This window comes from Streptomyces sp. IMTB 2501 (assembly GCF_001953885.1).
GTDB lineage: Bacteria > Actinomycetota > Actinomycetes > Streptomycetales > Streptomycetaceae > Streptomyces.
In genome coordinates this window covers 35,970-51,988 of record NZ_MQUS01000005.1, presented here as the reverse complement: position 1 = coordinate 51,988, position 16,019 = coordinate 35,970, and the positions used below count along the sequence as shown (strand labels likewise).

General features: G+C 71.0%; 16 protein-coding genes and 1 pseudogene. 12 read left to right on the top strand and 5 right to left on the bottom strand.

From position 1 onward, the window contains the following. Window positions 1-25 precede the first annotated feature (25 nt). Complete coding sequence (locus AV521_RS10555; RefSeq protein WP_371917020.1) at window positions 26-1,444, top strand: sensor histidine kinase; 1,419 nt, start codon at window positions 26-28, stop codon at window positions 1,442-1,444. 25 nt (window positions 1,445-1,469) lie between these two features. Here the strand turns inward: AV521_RS10555 and AV521_RS10550 are convergent, their stop codons facing one another. Then, complete coding sequence (locus tag AV521_RS10550; protein ID WP_076086894.1) at window positions 1,470-1,958, bottom strand: MarR family winged helix-turn-helix transcriptional regulator; 489 nt, start codon at window positions 1,956-1,958, stop codon at window positions 1,470-1,472. A gap of 131 nt (window positions 1,959-2,089) precedes the next feature. Here AV521_RS10550 and AV521_RS10545 point away from each other — a divergent pair, with 131 nt between their 5' ends. Next, a complete protein-coding gene (locus tag AV521_RS10545) occupies window positions 2,090-2,956 on the top strand; it encodes an NmrA/HSCARG family protein (protein WP_076086891.1) in 867 nt (288 codons plus the stop codon). A gap of 15 nt (window positions 2,957-2,971) precedes the next feature. On the opposite strand, the gene AV521_RS10540 is transcribed toward AV521_RS10545, so the two are convergent. From AV521_RS10540 to AV521_RS10530, 3 genes are read right to left on the bottom strand one after another with little or no spacing between them, the layout of a single operon-like run. Next, window positions 2,972-3,154, bottom strand: coding sequence for a DUF397 domain-containing protein (locus tag AV521_RS10540; protein ID WP_076087425.1), 183 nt, complete (start codon window positions 3,152-3,154; stop codon window positions 2,972-2,974). Then, window positions 3,154-3,357 (bottom strand): DUF397 domain-containing protein, encoded by a 204-nt coding sequence (locus AV521_RS10535; protein WP_076086888.1) that lies wholly within the window; start codon window positions 3,355-3,357, stop codon window positions 3,154-3,156. The genes AV521_RS10540 and AV521_RS10535 overlap by 1 nt, the downstream gene beginning before the upstream one ends. Beyond that, the gene (locus AV521_RS10530) at window positions 3,354-4,178 is read right to left on the bottom strand and encodes a helix-turn-helix transcriptional regulator (RefSeq protein WP_256725497.1); all 825 of its coding nucleotides are present in this window, start codon (window positions 4,176-4,178) and stop codon (window positions 3,354-3,356) included. Before AV521_RS10530 ends, AV521_RS10535 begins: the two co-directional genes overlap by 4 nt. 133 nt (window positions 4,179-4,311) lie before the next feature. Between AV521_RS10530 and AV521_RS48610 the strand changes: the two genes are divergently transcribed. From AV521_RS48610 to AV521_RS10505, 5 genes and pseudogenes are all read left to right on the top strand, one after another. Beyond that, window positions 4,312-4,536, top strand: coding sequence for a hypothetical protein (locus AV521_RS48610; RefSeq protein WP_076086885.1), 225 nt, complete (start codon window positions 4,312-4,314; stop codon window positions 4,534-4,536). After that, window positions 4,533-4,794: pseudogene (locus tag AV521_RS50665) on the top strand (hypothetical protein). Before AV521_RS48610 ends, AV521_RS50665 begins: the two are co-directional and overlap by 4 nt. A 156-nt stretch (window positions 4,795-4,950) precedes the next feature. Continuing rightward, entirely contained in the window at window positions 4,951-5,565 is a 615-nt protein-coding gene (locus AV521_RS10515; RefSeq protein WP_076086882.1) for a Uma2 family endonuclease, read from the top strand. 29 nt (window positions 5,566-5,594) lie between these two features. Beyond that, window positions 5,595-6,905, top strand: a complete 1,311-nt coding sequence (locus AV521_RS10510) for a 26S protease regulatory subunit (protein ID WP_076086879.1) — start codon at window positions 5,595-5,597, stop codon at window positions 6,903-6,905. Then, a complete protein-coding gene (locus AV521_RS10505; protein WP_076086876.1) occupies window positions 6,902-8,026 on the top strand; it encodes a tetratricopeptide repeat protein in 1,125 nt (374 codons plus the stop codon). Before AV521_RS10510 ends, AV521_RS10505 begins: the two co-directional genes overlap by 4 nt. Window positions 8,027-8,042: 16 nt before the next feature. On the opposite strand, the gene AV521_RS10500 is transcribed toward AV521_RS10505, so the two are convergent. Then, window positions 8,043-9,830: an ABC transporter ATP-binding protein gene (locus tag AV521_RS10500; RefSeq protein WP_076086873.1), complete on the bottom strand. Its 1,788-nt coding sequence runs from the start codon at window positions 9,828-9,830 to the stop codon at window positions 8,043-8,045. A 628-nt stretch (window positions 9,831-10,458) separates the two neighbouring features. Here AV521_RS10500 and mshD point away from each other — a divergent pair. From mshD to AV521_RS10475, 5 genes are all read left to right on the top strand, one after another. Continuing rightward, the gene (mshD, locus tag AV521_RS10495) at window positions 10,459-11,385 is read left to right on the top strand and encodes a mycothiol synthase (RefSeq protein WP_076086869.1); all 927 of its coding nucleotides are present in this window, start codon (window positions 10,459-10,461) and stop codon (window positions 11,383-11,385) included. Window positions 11,386-11,652: 267 nt separating this feature from the next. Beyond that, window positions 11,653-12,036 (top strand): hypothetical protein, encoded by a 384-nt coding sequence (locus tag AV521_RS49210; protein ID WP_076086866.1) that lies wholly within the window; start codon window positions 11,653-11,655, stop codon window positions 12,034-12,036. Further along, window positions 12,033-12,335 carry a hypothetical protein gene (locus tag AV521_RS10485; protein ID WP_076086863.1) on the top strand — a complete coding sequence of 101 codons (303 nt, stop codon included), beginning with the start codon at window positions 12,033-12,035 and terminating at the stop codon, window positions 12,333-12,335. The genes AV521_RS49210 and AV521_RS10485 overlap by 4 nt, the downstream gene beginning before the upstream one ends. Before the next feature lie 187 nt (window positions 12,336-12,522). Next, window positions 12,523-14,877, top strand: a complete 2,355-nt coding sequence (locus AV521_RS10480) for an RNA degradosome polyphosphate kinase (RefSeq protein ID WP_107480866.1) — start codon at window positions 12,523-12,525, stop codon at window positions 14,875-14,877. After that, a complete protein-coding gene (locus AV521_RS10475; protein ID WP_076086857.1) occupies window positions 14,858-16,012 on the top strand; it encodes a CHAD domain-containing protein in 1,155 nt (384 codons plus the stop codon). Before AV521_RS10480 ends, AV521_RS10475 begins: the two co-directional genes overlap by 20 nt. The last annotated feature ends 7 nt before the right edge of the window (window positions 16,013-16,019 follow it).

Sequence of the window (16,019 nt, the reverse complement as noted above, 5' to 3'; positions counted from 1 at the left end):
GCTGCCGATCCGGGCCCGGCTGGCGATGCTGGTCGCGGCGGCGGTGGCGTTCGCGGTGGCGGCGGTCTCGGTGACCTGCTGGTTCATCGTGCAGGGCAAGCTGTACGACCTGGTCGACAAGGATCTGCAGAACTCGTCGCAGCGCCCCGTGCACGCCGGACAGGTGCTCGACCTGCTGGCGGCCTGCCCGCAGAAGCCGACGGAGTCCTCCGGCGGCTGGCCGGCGCACAACACCATCTACTCGCAGTTGATCAAGGCGGACGGCACGGCCTGTGTCTCGTCGGGCTCCCCGGGCGTGGTGCGGACCACCTCGGCCGACCGGGCGATCGTCGGGCGCGACACCAGCCAGGGCGGCATTCTCCGCAACGGTACGGACACCGACGGCAACCCCGTCCGAGTGCTCACCATGCCGCTCGTGGTCGCCACGGACACCGGGCTCCAGTCGTATCCGGGTGCCGCCTGGATGACGGCCGTCCCGCTCGCGAACACCGAGAAGACCCTCAACGAGCTCGCGCTCGTCCTGCTGCTCGTCTCCGGCATCGGCGTCATAGGAGCCGGCGCCGCCGGTCTCGCCGTGGCCCGGGCGGGGCTGCGGCCCGTCGACAAACTGACCGAGGCCGTGGAACACGTGGCGCGGACCGAGGACCTGGCCGTCCGGATCCCGGTGGAGGACGACAGCGACGACGAGATCGCCCGCCTCTCCCGTTCCTTCAACTCGATGACCACCGCCCTGGCCAGCTCCCGCGATCTCCAGCAGCAGCTGATCGCCGACGCAGGCCATGAGCTGCGGACGCCCCTGACGTCGTTGCGGACGAACATCGAACTCCTCACCCGCAGCGAGGAGACGGGCCGGCCGCTCCCGCCGGAGGACCGCAAGGCCCTGCTGTCCTCGGTGAAGGCCCAGATGACCGAACTGGCCTCACTGATCGGCGACTTGCAGGAGCTGTCCCGCTCGGAGGGGGAGCGGGGCGAGCGCGTCCAGGTGGTGTCGTTCCAGGACACTGTCGAGGCGGCCCTGCGCCGCGCCCGGCTGCGCGGCCCGGAGCTGACGATCACGGCGGATCTGGAGCCCTGGTACGTCCGGGCGGAGCTCTCCGCGCTGGAGCGGGCGGTCGTCAACATCCTCGACAACGCGGTGAAGTTCAGCCCCGGCAACGGCACGGTCGAGGTGCGGCTCACCAAGGGCGTCCTGACCGTCCGCGACCACGGCCCCGGCGTCCCCGAGGACGAACTCCCGCACGTCTTCGACCGCTTCTGGCGCTCCCCCAGCGCCCGCGCCCTGCCGGGCTCCGGCCTCGGCCTGTCCATCGTGGCACGTACGATCCAGCAGGCGGGCGGCGAGGTCACGCTGTCCCCCGCGGACGGCGGCGGCACGGTGGCGACGGTACGGCTGCCGGGCGCGCCGACACCGCCACCGGAGACACCGGAGCCGTCGGCCGGCTGAGCGGGGCCACCTCGACGCGGTCGGCTCAGTCCGGCTTGGGCAGGGTGCGCAGGTGCTGGATCTGGGTGCGACTCAGGTCGTTCGCCCGGCGCATATGGCGGGTGATCGCCTTCAGTTCGTCCTCGCTGTGCTCGTCGAGCAGCGTCTGCCAGGTGCGGCCCAGCTCGTCCCACACCGCGGTGACGCGCGCGAGGCGCTCCGGCACCGGAGTGACCAGCACCCGGCGGCGGTCCCGCGCATCCGGCGTACGGGCCACATAACCGCCGCGTTCGAGCCGGTCCACCAGCCGGGTGGCCGAACCCGTGGTGAGGCCGGTCATGTCGGCGATCTGCCGGACGGTGAGCGGCTCGGGCTCGACGGTCAGCAGGCTGAGCGCCTGTACGTCGGTCGGGTGCAGGCCGAGATGGTCGGCGACGGCCTGGTTGAACAGCACGTAGGACGCGAGATAGCGGCGTGACTCGGCCGACAGCTCCTCGTACAGCCGCTCCCGGCACGGTTCTGTCTCGTCCGCCATTTGACTCGCCTCCAAAAATCACTGCGCGACACAGCAGAATTCCCGATACTATCTACTGCGTGACGCAGTCAATGCGTCATGCAGCAATCTTACCTGCCCAGACAGCCACCCAAGCCACCAAGGGGAGAACCATGCTCACCGTCGCCGTCACCGGCGCCACCGGCACCCAGGGGGGAGCCACCGCCCGCGCCCTCTGGGCCGCCGGCCACCATGTCCGCGCCCTGACCCGACGCCCCGACTCACCGGCCGCCGACGCTCTGCGCGCTCTAGGCGCCGAGATCCGCCACGCCGACTTCGACGACCGCGACTCGCTCGACGCGGCCCTCACCGGCGCGGACGCGCTCTTCGCGGTCACGACCCCCTTCGGCACCGACACGGCAACCGAGGTCCGGCAGGGCAGAACCCTCGTCGAAGCCGCCGCGGCCGCCCGCCTCGGCCACGTCGTCCTCACCTCCGCCGCCCACGCCGACCGCGGCACCGGCATCCCGCACTACGAGAGCAAGTACGAGATCGAGCGGCATCTGCGCACATCCGACGTGCCCTGGACGGTGATCGCCCCGGCCGCCTTCATGGACAACTACGCCACCGGCTGGACCCTGGCCGGACTGCGCGAGGGCGTCCTCGGCTGGCCCATGCCCGCGGACCGGCCCTTCGCCCTGATCCCCGCCGCGGACATCGGCGCGTTCGCCGCGCTGACCTTCAGCCGCCGGAGGGAATTCGTGGGCCGCCGTATCGACATAGCCTCGGACACCCGCACCCCGGCCGGGATCGCGGCCACCCTCACCACCGCCACGGGCCACCCGATCACCCACCAGGAGGTCGCCCTCGACCACGTCCGCACCCACTCCGCGGACCTGGCGGCGATGTTCGCGTACTTCACCACCACAGGCCTCGACGTCGACGTCCCTGCTCTGCGCCGGGCATACCCGGAGGTCGGCTGGACGACCTTCGCGGAGTGGGCAGCCGACCAGAACTGGCCCGCGCTGCTGGAGAATTGAGAGGCGACCGGCCGCCTACAGCGTCCTCACGAACGCCGACCAGGAGGCGGCCGAGAAGACCAACGGGCGGGACGCGGGGGTCTTGCTGTCGCGGACGGGGACGATGCCGGGGTAGCCATCGGCGACCTCGACGCAGTCGTTGTCTCCCCCATCGCTGTAGCTCGACTTGCGCCACACGGCGGTGCCGGGGGCGAAGATCACGCCGTCTCCTTCACGCCGCGCACGAAGGCGCCCCAGGACGTCGCCGAGAAGATCAGCGGGCGGGTCGACGGGATCTTGCTGTCGCGGACGGGGACGACGCCGGGGTAGCCGTCGGCGACTTCGACGCAGTCGTTCGCTCCCCCTTCGCTGTAGCTGGACTTGCACCACAGGGCGGTGCTGAGATCGGGGGTGCGCGTCATGATCTGTGCTCCTCCAGTACGTCCCTGATGAACGTGAGCGAGTCCGACGGGGACTGCGCCAGGTCGCGGAGCCGATCGTAGGACAGTCGTTGCCGCAGTACTTCGTCCGGATCTTCGATCAACCGACTGCAACCGTTGCCCTCCTTGTAGGCAACAGCACTGCCGTCCCTCTGCCAGAGCAGCGTCAGCGACCCGGTCATATGGTGGTGCGCTCCCGCGGAAAAGGGCAGTACTTGGAGCGTCACGTTGGGCCACAGCGCGGCAGTCTCAAGATGGAGCAACTGATCATGCCAGGCCTTGCCCCGCGCAGCAGGGCGTCGGAGCGCGAACTCGTCCATGACGACCCGGACTTCGGGCTCCGGCTTCTGCGTCAGGAGGTACTGCCGCCCGAGCCGTGCCGCCACTTGCTCCTCGACGGCCTCGTCGCCGTCAGCTGTTGTCTGAGCCCCAGACAACACCCCGCGAGCAAAGTCCTCGGTCTGTAAGAGCCCTGGAATCCCCGGCGAGAACAGCCACATGATCCGCGCCGTCGCCTCCAGTCCCATGTACTCCTTGTACTGGTCCTTGAACGCGTCCAGCCGAGTCGCCTTCCAGAGGCATACCAGCAGGTCACCGGTGCCGTAATACCCGTCCAGGTCCTCCATGACGGTCACCTTGGACAGTCGCTCCCCGGACTCCAACCGACTCAAGTAGCTCTTGTCGTACCCGGTCTCCTCAGCCAGCTGCCCCAGCGACTTCCCGGCCTTCTCGCGCAGCACCCGCAGCGTCTGCCCCAGCATGGCCCGCCCGGAAACCGGCTTCGCGTCAACGTCTTCGACCACGTCACCCCTCCCCGTTGCCTGGCGCCCCAGGCAACACCGAACCTCTTCCGCAGCGTACGCCGCAGCTGTGACGATCAGGGCACGAACGGTAATCACCGCTCGCCAACCCCCCTGCCGCTCAAGGAGCTTCGACGTGCGCGCACGTATCGCCGGAGTCATCGAATCGCTGCTGCTTCTGCTCATCCGGGCACTGCTTCCCGCCCGGGGCCGCCGCCGCGCGTCCCCGGCCCAACTGCAAGACGCGGACTCGCTATTGACCACACACCCCATCCGCCGCCGCGACACCGAAGCACACCTCTTTTGGTACGACACCCCGCTCGTACGCCCGTACCTCCACGAAGTGGAAGTCTTCACGTGAGTGACGGACTCCGTCTCCTGCCCTGGAGCACCCCGGAGGGCAAGCCCTGCTACCTCAGCACCGACAGCGACCACAGCCGCCTCTCCCTCCTCGCCGATGACGTGGAGGCAGGTGCTGGCCGGAGCGAAGGCCGTACTCGCGGACAGGACAGCGGGGGAAATGGCCGTGCGCTTCGCTCTGACGCGGGCCTCGGAGTCGCTGGAGGAAGTACTCCGCGTCGCGGTCAGCCGTGGGACCCGGTCGAGTACAGACGGCTGACCATTTCGACTGTCGCTCGAACGGGTGATCGCCTGTCATTTTCTCCGGTCATATCCACTGTCGCGTCCAGCGTGATCGCGTTGCTTGTGTCGCTGCCCGACCCAGCCCACACTTGAGGAGGAGGTGCCAGCTCTCGCACATGAGAGGCCCGAGACCATGTCCGAGGCTCCGGCTGAATCCCAGAACGTACCCGACCTGGACGAGGTCCTGTGGCTGGCGTGGAAGGCCATGGAACTCCCCGAGGGCTACCGCGCTGAGATCATTGAGGGAGCCATCGAGGTGTCGCCCACCGGTCGCCTTTCCCACGCCCAGATCGTCAACCGCCTCCGCAACAGGCTGGTGCGGTTCCTGGGCGAGGGAGAGCATGCTGCATATCAGGACACCAACGTCGTCCACGGGCTCAAGGCGTGGATCTCGGACGTCCTGATCGCACCCGAAGACCTGGAGCCGCACGCTGACGAGGAAGGACTGGGCGTAGCCGCTTCAGCTGTCTCCCTCGTCGTGGAAGTGGCCTCCCCCGGCCACCGCAACCTGGAACGCGACCGCATGCGAAAGCGCCGGGAGTACGCCCGCGCCGGCATCCCCGTCTACGTACTCATCGACGACTACGACGGTCAGGGCGCCGTCACCCTCTTCACCGTTCCCCGTCCCGACAAGGCCGACTGGGAGGACATCCACCGTGTCCCCTACGGCACCGAGATCACCATCCCCGAAGGTCCCGCCAAGGGATTCGTCATCGGTGAGGCCATCACCGGGCCCAAGCGGAAGTGAGCGCATAGCGGCTCCGTAGGCTTGAGCCCATGCCGGAAGACTCTCCTCTGATCCAGAGCCTGCGTACGGCCGTCGCCGCCGCGCCCGCCGATGTGCCGCTGCGACTGCATCTGGCCGAACTCCTCCTGAACGAGGGCCAGTCGGAGGCCGCGGTCGCCGAGGCGGCCGTCGCCCTGCAGCACGCGCCGGGTGACGCGCAGGCGCGACAGCTCATGACCCGGGCCATGGGTCTGCCCCAGCAGCCGGCCCCCGCCGCACCGGAGACCCCCGCCGCACCGGAGGCCCCCTCGGCCTCGCAGCCCGCCCCGGCCCAGCGGCCCGCCCCGCCCGCACAGCGCCCCGGTTTCGACTGGGAAGCCGCCGAAGAGCAGATCGGTGACGTCGTACCGCCGCGGTTCGTCGAGGCGGAGGCGCCCGTGCGGGCGGATGGGGGCGACGACCCCGGGGACGCGGAGGCCTGGGACGTCGAGAGGCCCGGGGGTCTGCGGCTCGCCGACGTCGGTGGGATGCATGAGGTGAAGGACCGGCTGGAGGCCGCCTTTCTCGCGCCTCTTCGCAATCCCGAGCTGCAGAAGCTGTACGGGAAGAGCCTGCGCGGCGGACTCCTGCTGTACGGGCCGCCCGGATGCGGAAAGACGTTCATCGCGCGGGCCGTCGCCGGTGAACTCGGGGCGTCGTTCCTGTCCGTGTCGGTCAGCGACGTGCTCGACATGTGGACCGGCAACTCCGAGCGCAACATGCACGAGATCTTCCAGACCGCCCGTCGGCAGGCGCCCTGCGTCGTCTTCCTCGACGAGCTGGACGCCCTCGGCGCCAAGCGCAGCCGCACCCTGCACGGCGGCATGCGCAACACCGTCAATCAGCTGCTGACCGAGTTGGACGGGATCGACGCAGGTGCCAACGACGGCGTGTTCGTGCTCGCCGCCACCAATGTGCCCTGGGACGTCGACAACGCGCTGCGGCGGCCGGGGCGACTGGACCGCACCCTGCTCGTGCTGCCGCCCGACGCACCGGCCCGTGAGGCGATCCTCCGCTACCACCTGCGGGACCGGCCCATCGAGAACGTCGACCTGGGCAAGCTCGCCAAGGCCACCGACGGGCTCTCCGGAGCCGACCTGGCCCATGTGTGCGAGGCCGCCGCCGAGCGCGCGCTGCTCGACTCCGCCCGGTCCGGGACCGTACGCATGATCGGCATGAAGGATCTGCTGGGAGCGGCGAAAGAGGTCGTACCGTCCACCGAGCCGTGGTTCGCCGCCGCCCGCAACGTGGCGATGTTCGCCAACGAGGGCGGCATGTACGACGACCTCATCGCCTATCTGAAGAAGCGGCGGAAGCTGTGAGCAGCACACTGCACCCGGCCCTGGAGCGGGCCGACGTGCTGTACGACCTGCGGCGCTACGACGAGGCCAAGGCGGTGCTCGGGCAGCGGCTCGCCGAGGACGCGGAGGACACCGGCGCCTGGGTCCGGCTCGCGAGCTGCCATCTGGCCGTGGAGAACGAGGCGGACCAGGCGCTGGAGGCGACCGAGCGGGCGCTGGCCGTCGATCCCGGGCACGTCGGAGCGCTCATCCAGCACGCCCGCGCGCTGCGAGTCGTGGGCCGGTTCCTGGAGACCGAGGACGTCCTGCGCGAGGCCATCCGCCTCGCGCCCGAATACTGGTACGGGTACGCGCTGCTCGCCAACTGGCTGTACCGCATCCGCTCGCTGCGGTTCGGGCACGCCAACGGCGGCTCGGTCACCCAGGAAGCACTGGCCGGCTTCCTCCGCGAGTCGGACGAACTGGCCCTCACCGCAATACGGTTGGCGCCTGAGGAGGTCTTCCCGTACGAGGTGCGCTGGGGCATCGCCAGAATGAGCGGTGACCAGGCCGTCCGCGACGAGATGGACCGGGCCATCCTCCGGCTCGACCCCAACCACGCCGAGGCGCTGGCCCGGCGGACCGAGCAGGCCGCCACCGCCCCCGGCGTCAAGGCCGCCGAGGCCGCCACCCTCTACGCCGACGCCCTCGCCGCCACCCCGCACTCGGCACCCCTTCAGCAAGGCCTGGACCACGCCTCCTACCGGCTGCTGCGCGGGGTGCGCTGGATCGCCCTGCTCAGTCTGGGGCTCGCCGGTGTGCTGCTCGACCTGTGGACCAAGGACGGCCAGGTCCCTCACGCGCTGCCCGTCCCCCTCGGCCAGCGGCTGTGGTACTTCGTGCCCGTCGGCGCCCTCTGGGCCGTCGGCGCGCTGCTGCGCTACCGCCGGCTGCGGACCGGCGTCCGCTACAACCTCCGCTCCCTGATCCACCGCCGCCGCTGGCCCCGGATCGTCCTCGGCCAGGCCGCCTGGGCCGTGCTGTGTGCGCTGGTCATCAGCCAGGTGCCGTGGACCGAGCGGGCGGTGCCGCGGATCGTCTTCTGGGCGGGGCTGGTGCCGACGCTGGCGACGATCTGGTTCGACCGGAAGAAGACCACCTGAGAGCACCTGAGCGTCCTCACCATCCGAGGATCAGCGTGTCCTCGCCCTCCGGCGGCGGTGCCGCCGCCGCCTGAGGCAGCGGCAGCGCCAGTCGCGCGTACGCGCCGCCCCGCGCCAGGAGTTCCTCGTGGGTGCCCGTCTCCACCAGCCGACCGCGGTCGATGACCAGGATGCGGTCGGCGTCGGGGGCGAGGGACAGATCGTGGGTGATCATGATGGTCGTACGGCCGGACATCAGGCGGCGCAGGGGCTGGACCACCTGGCGGGCGGCGACCGCGTCCAGGCCCGCCGTCGGCTCGTCCAGGACGAGGACCGGGGCCGCGCGCAGCATCGCGCGGGCGATGGCGATGCGCTGCAGCTGACCGCCGGAGAGGGCGGCGGTGCCGGGGGCGATGGGGGTGTCGTAGCCGTCGGGGAGCGCGGTGATGAAGTCGTGCGCCGCCGCGTCCCGCGCCGCCTGCCCGATCTCCGTGTCCGTCGCGCCGGGGCGGCCGCAGGCGATGTTCTCGCGGATCGTGCCGTTGAGGACCAGGGTCTGCTGCGGCAGCAGGGCGATCTGCTCGCGCAGGAAGTGCAGGGACAGGTCCCCGAGCGGTACGCCGTCCAGGGTGATCACGCCGGCCGAGGGGTCGTAGAAGCGGGAGAGGAGCTTGGCGAGGGTGGACTTGCCGGCGCCGCTCGCCCCCGTGACGATCACCAACTCACCCGGACAGGCGGTGAGTTCGACGTCCCGGAGCGAGGCGCGCGCGGAGCCCGGGTAGCGGAAGGAGACCTGGTGGAAGCCGACCCGGCCGTGTACGGGCCACGCGGGGACGGGGACGGCGGGGTCGGTGACGGCGGGCTCGGCGTCCAGGATCTCGCCGATGCGGCGGGCGCCGGCGGTGGCCGCGGTGACGGTCAGGCCGAGCTGGCCGAGGTTGCGGACCGGCGGGTAGAGGTAGCCGAGGAAGGCGGCGAACGCGAGCAGCCGGCCGAGGGTCATCCGGCCGGCGGAGATCTCCCACACGCCCAGGCCGATCACCGCGAGCACGCACAGCGTCTCGACGACCTCGACGAACTGCGCGTACATCTCGCTCAGCCGCGCCCAGCGCACACTGGCCCGCATCCAGGCGCGCGCCTCGCGCTCCAACCGCCGCTCCTCGTCGGCGCGCCGGTTGTAGGCCTGGGTGAGGACGATGTTGCCGAGCGACTCCTCCACCACCGAGGTGATCGCGCCGTCGGCGACCCGCTCGGCACGCGAGGTCTGCTCGATACGGCCGGAGAAGCGGCGCGCGGCGAGCAGGAACAGCGGCGCGAGGACGAAGGTGGCCACCGCCAGGTCCCAGCGCAGCCAGAAGGCGGCGATGGCGTAGAAGACGGCGGAGAAGGCTGCCGATACGGCGCCCACGACGCCCGAGACCACCAGCTGCTCGATGGACTCGATGTCTCCGGTGAGCCGTTCGACCAGGTCGCCCTGTCGGTGGCGCTGGAAGAAGTGCGGGGGCAGGTCCTGGACATGGCGGAAGACGGCCGCACGCAGGCGCAGCACGAACCTCTCCGCGGTCCAGGTGGCCAGGGAGTTGCCGAGATAGCCGACGAACGCGGCGAGCGCGGCCACGCCGAGCCAGGCACCGGCCGGCCCCCAGAAGGCGGACAGCCGGCCGGTCTTGAGGGCGTGGTCCGTCAGCTGGGCGAACAGCAGGATCGCGGCGGTCTCGGCGAGCGCGGCCACGACCACGCAGCCGGTGATCGCCCAGAGCCACCTGCGGTCCCCGCGGGTCAGCGGCCAGAACCGGCGGAAGGCCTCGCGGGCTTCCCTCAGCATCGGCAATTCCTTTCCACAGCCGTGGACACGGCTTCGAACACGGCGGAGGCGGGGCCACCGGTGCGACCACGCGATAACCGGTGACCCCGCCTCACGACGGTCTGGCTCAGTCCTTGACTCAGCCCTTGTCTCAGCCCTTGTCTCCGACCGGGCGGCGCCGCGGCGCGGGCTTCTTCGGTGCCGGCTTCTTCGGCGCCGGGCCGGGCTTGCAGTGCTTCTTGCCGATGGGGGCGAGCTTGTGGAAAGACATGGAATTCCCCTTCCTGATTCTTGGTTTATACCCAGCTTGCTTTTATGGCGGGATTACTTGTGACCCACCGGGCGCCTGGGCTCGCGCTTCTTCGGCTCGTACTTGCGGGGCTTCGGGGCCGGGGCGGGCTTGCGGTCCTTATTCACCGGGACAATCTTGTGGAAGCTCATGGCCGTTCCCTCTCTGTTCGCTTCTCTCTGCTGCGCCGTCCGCGTCTTTCGCTTTCGACACGGAAAACATTAGGGCACCCAAGGGCCAAAAAGAGTGAATTCCGATGAGACCTCAATTAAAGAGCCCTGTGAGTAATTCACAGGGACATTGCGGAACCGAACCGCCATTCACATAGGTTTTACGGGAGGCCTGCCGTACCCTCTACGCATGAGCAGCGACGACACCGTACGAGCCTTCCCCGCCCGCTCCATCGAGACCCACTCCGCGCTCACCCCGGACCGGGCCGAGGCCGTGCTGGCCCTGCTCGCCGAGGCCGCCGGGGTCGACGGGCAGCAGCCGGTGTCCGAGCAGGGCCGGCTGCAGCTGCGCGGGGGTGCCCGCGAGGGCGTCTCGCATCTGCTGCTGACCGTCGGCGACGAACTCGTCGGCTACGCCCAGCTGGAGGACACCGACCCGGTGGAGGCACCGGCCGCCGAACTCGTCGTCCACCCCGCGCACCGCGGGCACGGGCACGGCAGGGCACTCGGCGCGGCGCTGCTCGCCGCCTCCGGCAAGCGGCTGCGGGTGTGGGCGCACGGCGGGCATCCGGCCGCCCGGCATCTCGCCCAGGTGCTCGGCCTGACGCTGTTCCGCGAACTGCGGCAGATGCGGCGCCCGTTGAGCGATCTGAACCTGCCCGACCCGGTGCTGCCGGAGGGCGTGACCGTGCGCACCTTCGTGCCCGGCAAGGACGACACGGCCTGGCTCGCGGTCAACGCGGCCGCCTTCGCCCACCACCCGGAGCAGGGCTCGCTGACCCAGCGGGACCTCGACGACCGCAAGGCCGAGCCGTGGTTCGACCCGGCCGGGTTCTTCCTCGCCGAGCGGCGCGGGGAGTTGATCGGCTTCCACTGGACCAAGGCGCACGCCGAGGAGGGCCTCGGCGAGGTCTACGTCCTCGGCGTCCGCCCCGGCGACCAGGGCGGCGGCCTCGGCAAGTCCCTCACCACGATCGGGCTCCGCCACCTGGCCGACCAGCAACTCCCGACCGCGATGCTCTACGTCGACGCCGACAACCAGGCGGCCGTGTCGGTGTACGAACGACTGGGCTTCACCACGTACGAGACGGACCTGATGTACCGCACGGAGACGTGACGGCGGATAGGTCCGCCCGCTGCAGCGGCTCTGTCCGGGGGAGGACCACCACGGAACCGGCAAGGCCGTCGTCGAAACCAGCACACCGGCCACAGCAGTGGAGAGAACCCCGGCACCCGGTCACCACCGCCCCGGGACATGCCGCGGGTCACCTGACCGGGCCGGGTGGACGCGGCGATCGCCGAGTCGTCGGCCGGGGGCATCCGCTCGGGGAAGGCGCAGTGGTGCGAGGGCCCTCGCCGTACGCACGTCTGATCCGGGAAAGGGATGGACACCGGACGTGGTGACCACGAGTGTGCCTTCCGGCTGCCCGCGGGGCAGGTCCGCGCCGCCGTCGGGCTGCTGGCGCCCGGCGAGGGGCGGATCAGGGTGCTCGGCATCGGCCCGGCCGCGGCTCACCGTCGCCGAGATCCTGCGCATGGGCGCCGGCCTCGCCCTTCCCCCACCACGATCATGATGTCCTCGCACGTGGTCGCCGAGCCGGAGGGCCCCTGCGACCCTCTGCCGCTGGTCGCCGGCCTCGACGCGCACGCCGTGGTCGAGTCCCGGGTCACCGGCCGCCGGCGCACCTCGGCGCCCTCGCTGGAGGCACTGGTCCTCGCCCACCTGCGCGATCCCGAGGCGCGCCTCCCCGAGGAGCGTGCCGCGTGACCACCGCCCTGACCCGCCAGGAGCTGGCGAGCGGCACTGCGGACCTCCCGGCCCTCGGCAGCGGGCCATGGCGCATCGACGGCGTCAAGGCCTGGTATGACCTGGCGACCTTCCGAACCAACGGCCCCACCACCGTCGCCCCGGCCCTCGCCGGGCTCGCCGTCGGCGCCCCGGCGGTCTGCTGCTGCGCCGTACGCCGCCCTCGCTCGCTGCGCCGCAGCCGCCCTCGCTGGTCCTCGGTGTGGCGATCACCGGCGGTGTCGCGGCGCCGGGCCCAGCGGCTGATGCCGCGCCGGTGACCGGCGGTCGCCCAGGTCACCTCGCTCAAGCAGAGCGGCACCCCGCACGCGCGGGCAAGCGGCCTACTCCCGGGCCGGCACGGGATCCGTAACTTTCGCGATGCAGACCTCCGGGAGCCGCCCCGCGCTATCCCGCACGTCATGTCTCCGTAACCATTGATTCAGCCAAGCTTGCGACGCTCGGGCAATGAAGCCCGCCGTGCCAGAGCCTTCGCCGCCCCCCGAGGGGCCAGCGCTGAACGGGACCGTGACGCTCCCGCCCGCACGTTCCGACGCGCCCGTCACCCCCGCGGCGCGGAAGAATGGACTCATGAGCCAGCAAGACGCCAAGGCACCTGTCCAGCACGCGCAGCCTCCCGTGGGCTCCATCGCCGCACACCGCCCCCACACGGTGGCCGCCACTGTCTCCGACCTGGAACCCGACATCGACGCGGACCTCGACGGGTACGAGGAAGCGCAGGGTGAGGGTACGCCCCTGCCCCAGGGCCGGTTCCTCGACCGGGAGCGCAGCTGGCTCGGCTTCAACGAACGCGTCCTGGAGCTGGCCGAGGACCCGAACACCCCGCTGCTGGAGCGCGCGAACTTCCTCGCGATCTTCGCCAGCAACCTGGACGAGTTCTTCATGGTCCGGGTCGCCGGACTGAAGCGTCGTATCGCCACCGGTGTCGCGACCCGGTCCGCCTCCGGGCTGCAGCCGCGCGAGGTGCTGGAGATGATCTGGGCCCGCTCGCGCGAGCTGATGGCCCGGCACGCCGCCTGTTACCACGAGGACGTCGCCCCCGCACTCGCGGAGGAGGGCATACAGCTGGTCCGCTGGAACGAGCTGACCGACAAGGAGCAGGCCCGCCTGTTCACCCTGTTCCGGCACCAGATCTTCCCGGTCCTCACCCCGCTGGCCGTCGACCCCGCACACCCCTTCCCGTACATTTCCGGCCTCTCCCTGAACCTGGCCGTCGTCGTACGCAACCCGGTCAGCGGCCACAAGCACTTCGCGCGCGTGAAGGTGCCGCCGCTGCTGTCCCGCTTCCTGGAGAGCAGCCCCGGCCGGTACGTCCCCATCGAGGACGTCATCGCCGCGCACCTGGAGGAGCTGTTCCCGGGCATGGAGGTGCTGGAGCACCACACGTTCCGGCTCACCCGCAACGAGGACCTGGAAGTAGAAGAGGACGACGCCGAGAACCTGCTCCAGGCCCTGGAGAAGGAGCTCATGCGGCGCCGCTTCGGCCCGCCGGTGCGTCTGGAGGTCGAGGAGTCCATCGACCGTGAGGTGCTGGACCTGCTGGTCCGCGAGCTGAAGATCTCCGAGGCCGAGGTGTACCCGCTGCCCGGCCCGCTGGACCTCACCGGCCTGTTCCGCATCCACGGCCTCGACCGCCCGGAGCTGAAGTACCCGAAGTTCATCGCGGGCACCCACCGCGACCTCGCCGAGGTCGAGTCGGCGTCGGCACCGGACATCTTCGCCGCGCTGCGCCAGCGGGACGTGCTCCTGCACCACCCGTACGACTCCTTCTCGACGTCCGTACAGGCCTTCATCGAGCAGGCGGCCGAGGACCCGGACGTCCTCGCGATCAAGCAGACCCTGTACCGGACCTCCGGCGACTCCCCGATCGTCAACGCGCTCATAGACGCCGCCGAGGCCGGCAAGCAGGTCCTCGTCCTGGTCGAGATCAAGGCCCGCTTCGACGAGCACGCCAACATCAAGTGGGCGAAGAAGCTGGAGGAGGCCGGCTGCCACGTCGTCTACGGCCTCGTCGGCCTGAAGACGCACTGCAAGCTGTCCCTGGTGGTCCGCCAGGAGGGCGAGACCCTGCGCCGCTACAGCCATGTCGGCACGGGCAACTACCACCCGAAGACCGCCCGGCTGTACGAGGACCTGGGCCTGCTCACGGCCGACCCGCAGGTCGGCGCGGACCTCTCCGACCTGTTCAACCGCCTGTCCGGCTACTCGCGCCGGGAGACCTACCGCCGCCTGCTGGTGGCCCCGAAGTCCCTGCGGGACGGTCTGGTCGCGCGGATCAACAAGGAGGTCCAGCACCACCACGCGGGCCGCCCCGCCTTCGTCCGTATCAAGGTCAACTCGATGGTCGACGAGGCGGTCATCGACGCGCTCTACCGCGCGTCCCAGGCCGGCGTGCCGGTCGACATCTGGGTGCGCGGCATCTGCGCGATCCGCCCGGGTGTCGCGGGCCTGTCGGAGAACATCCGGGTCCGCTCGATCCTCGGCCGCTTCCTCGAACACTCCCGTGTGTTCGCCTTCGGCAACGGCGGCGAGCCCGAGGTGTGGATCGGCAGCGCCGACATGATGCACCGCAACCTCGACCGCCGGATCGAGGCCCTGGTCCGCGTCGTCGACCCGGCGCACCGGGCGGCCCTGAACCGGCTGCTCGACACCGGCATGTCCGACTCGACCTCCTCCTGGCACCTCGGCCCCGACGGCGAGTGGACCCGGCGCGCGACCGACGCGGACGGACAGCCCTTGCGCAACGTCCAGGAGATGCTCATAGACGCCCGGAGGCGCCGGCGTGGCACAGCAACACCTTGAACCGACGGACCCCACGGCCGAGGTGGTGACCGGAGACGCCCTGGCGGCGTACCTGCGCGCCCAGGCCACGGAGTTCCTCCGCGCCCTGCGCCTGCACCGTGAGAACGGCGGTGCCAACGGGGGTGCCTCCGCGCGCGACCGGGCGGGTGCGGGGGACAACGGCGCGGAGGAGTCCGTCGACGCGGCGCGCGCCCTGCGCCGCTCGGCCCGCCGCATCAGCGGCAGCCTGCACACCTTCCGCCCCCTGCTGGACCCCGACTGGTCCGAGGAGATGCGCCCCGAACTGGCGTGGCTCTCCGGCACATTGGGCCTGGAGCACGCGTACGAGGCCCGCCTGGAACGCCTGCTCCTGGCGTTGCACCGGCTGTCGGGGGCGACGGGGTTCCCGGGCCAGGCGATCGACTCGGCAGCCACCGTGGCTGCGGGCAGTCGTGCCGCCGGGGCGGCGCCCGTCCCGCAGAGAGCGGCACCGGACAACGCCAGTGGCCCGGCAACCGCCGCACCGGAACGCGGCAACCTCACCGTGGGCGCGGCCAAAGCGGGCGCCCTGCTCGAACGCCAGCTGACCCTCTCCCGGACAAGGGCTCACTCCACGGCGCTCCAGGCCCTGGGATCCAGCCGCTTCCACGCCGTCGCCGACAAGGTCGCCGTGCTGGCCAGCGAGGTCCCCCTCACGCCCGCCGCGCCCACCACCGACCTGCGCCCCCTGGCAGCCGCTGCGGAGGAACGGCTGACAGACGCCATCGCAGGTCTGCCCCTGGTCACCGCGGGCCACCCGTACAACGCGGAGGCCCTGGTCCACGGCCTGTCCCCGGACCCGTCCCCCCACCCCCAGGACGGCCCCTGGCACCAGGTCCGGCTGCTGCTGCGCCTGCACCGGTACGCCCAGGAGGTGCTGCACGCGGGCAACTCCCCGGTGGACGTGCGGCTGTTGGCGGCGGGCCAGGCCCTGAACCGGCACCGCGATGCCTCGGAGGCGGCAGCGGCGGCGGCCCAGGCCGCCCGTACGCCCCGTATCGCACCGGCGACGGCATACGCCCTCGGCGTGCTGCACGCCGATCAGCGGCACGAGGTGGAGGCGGCCAGGTTCGCCTTCCAGCAGGCATGGCAGCAGCAGATCCTCGGCGCGTCCTGAGGTCCCA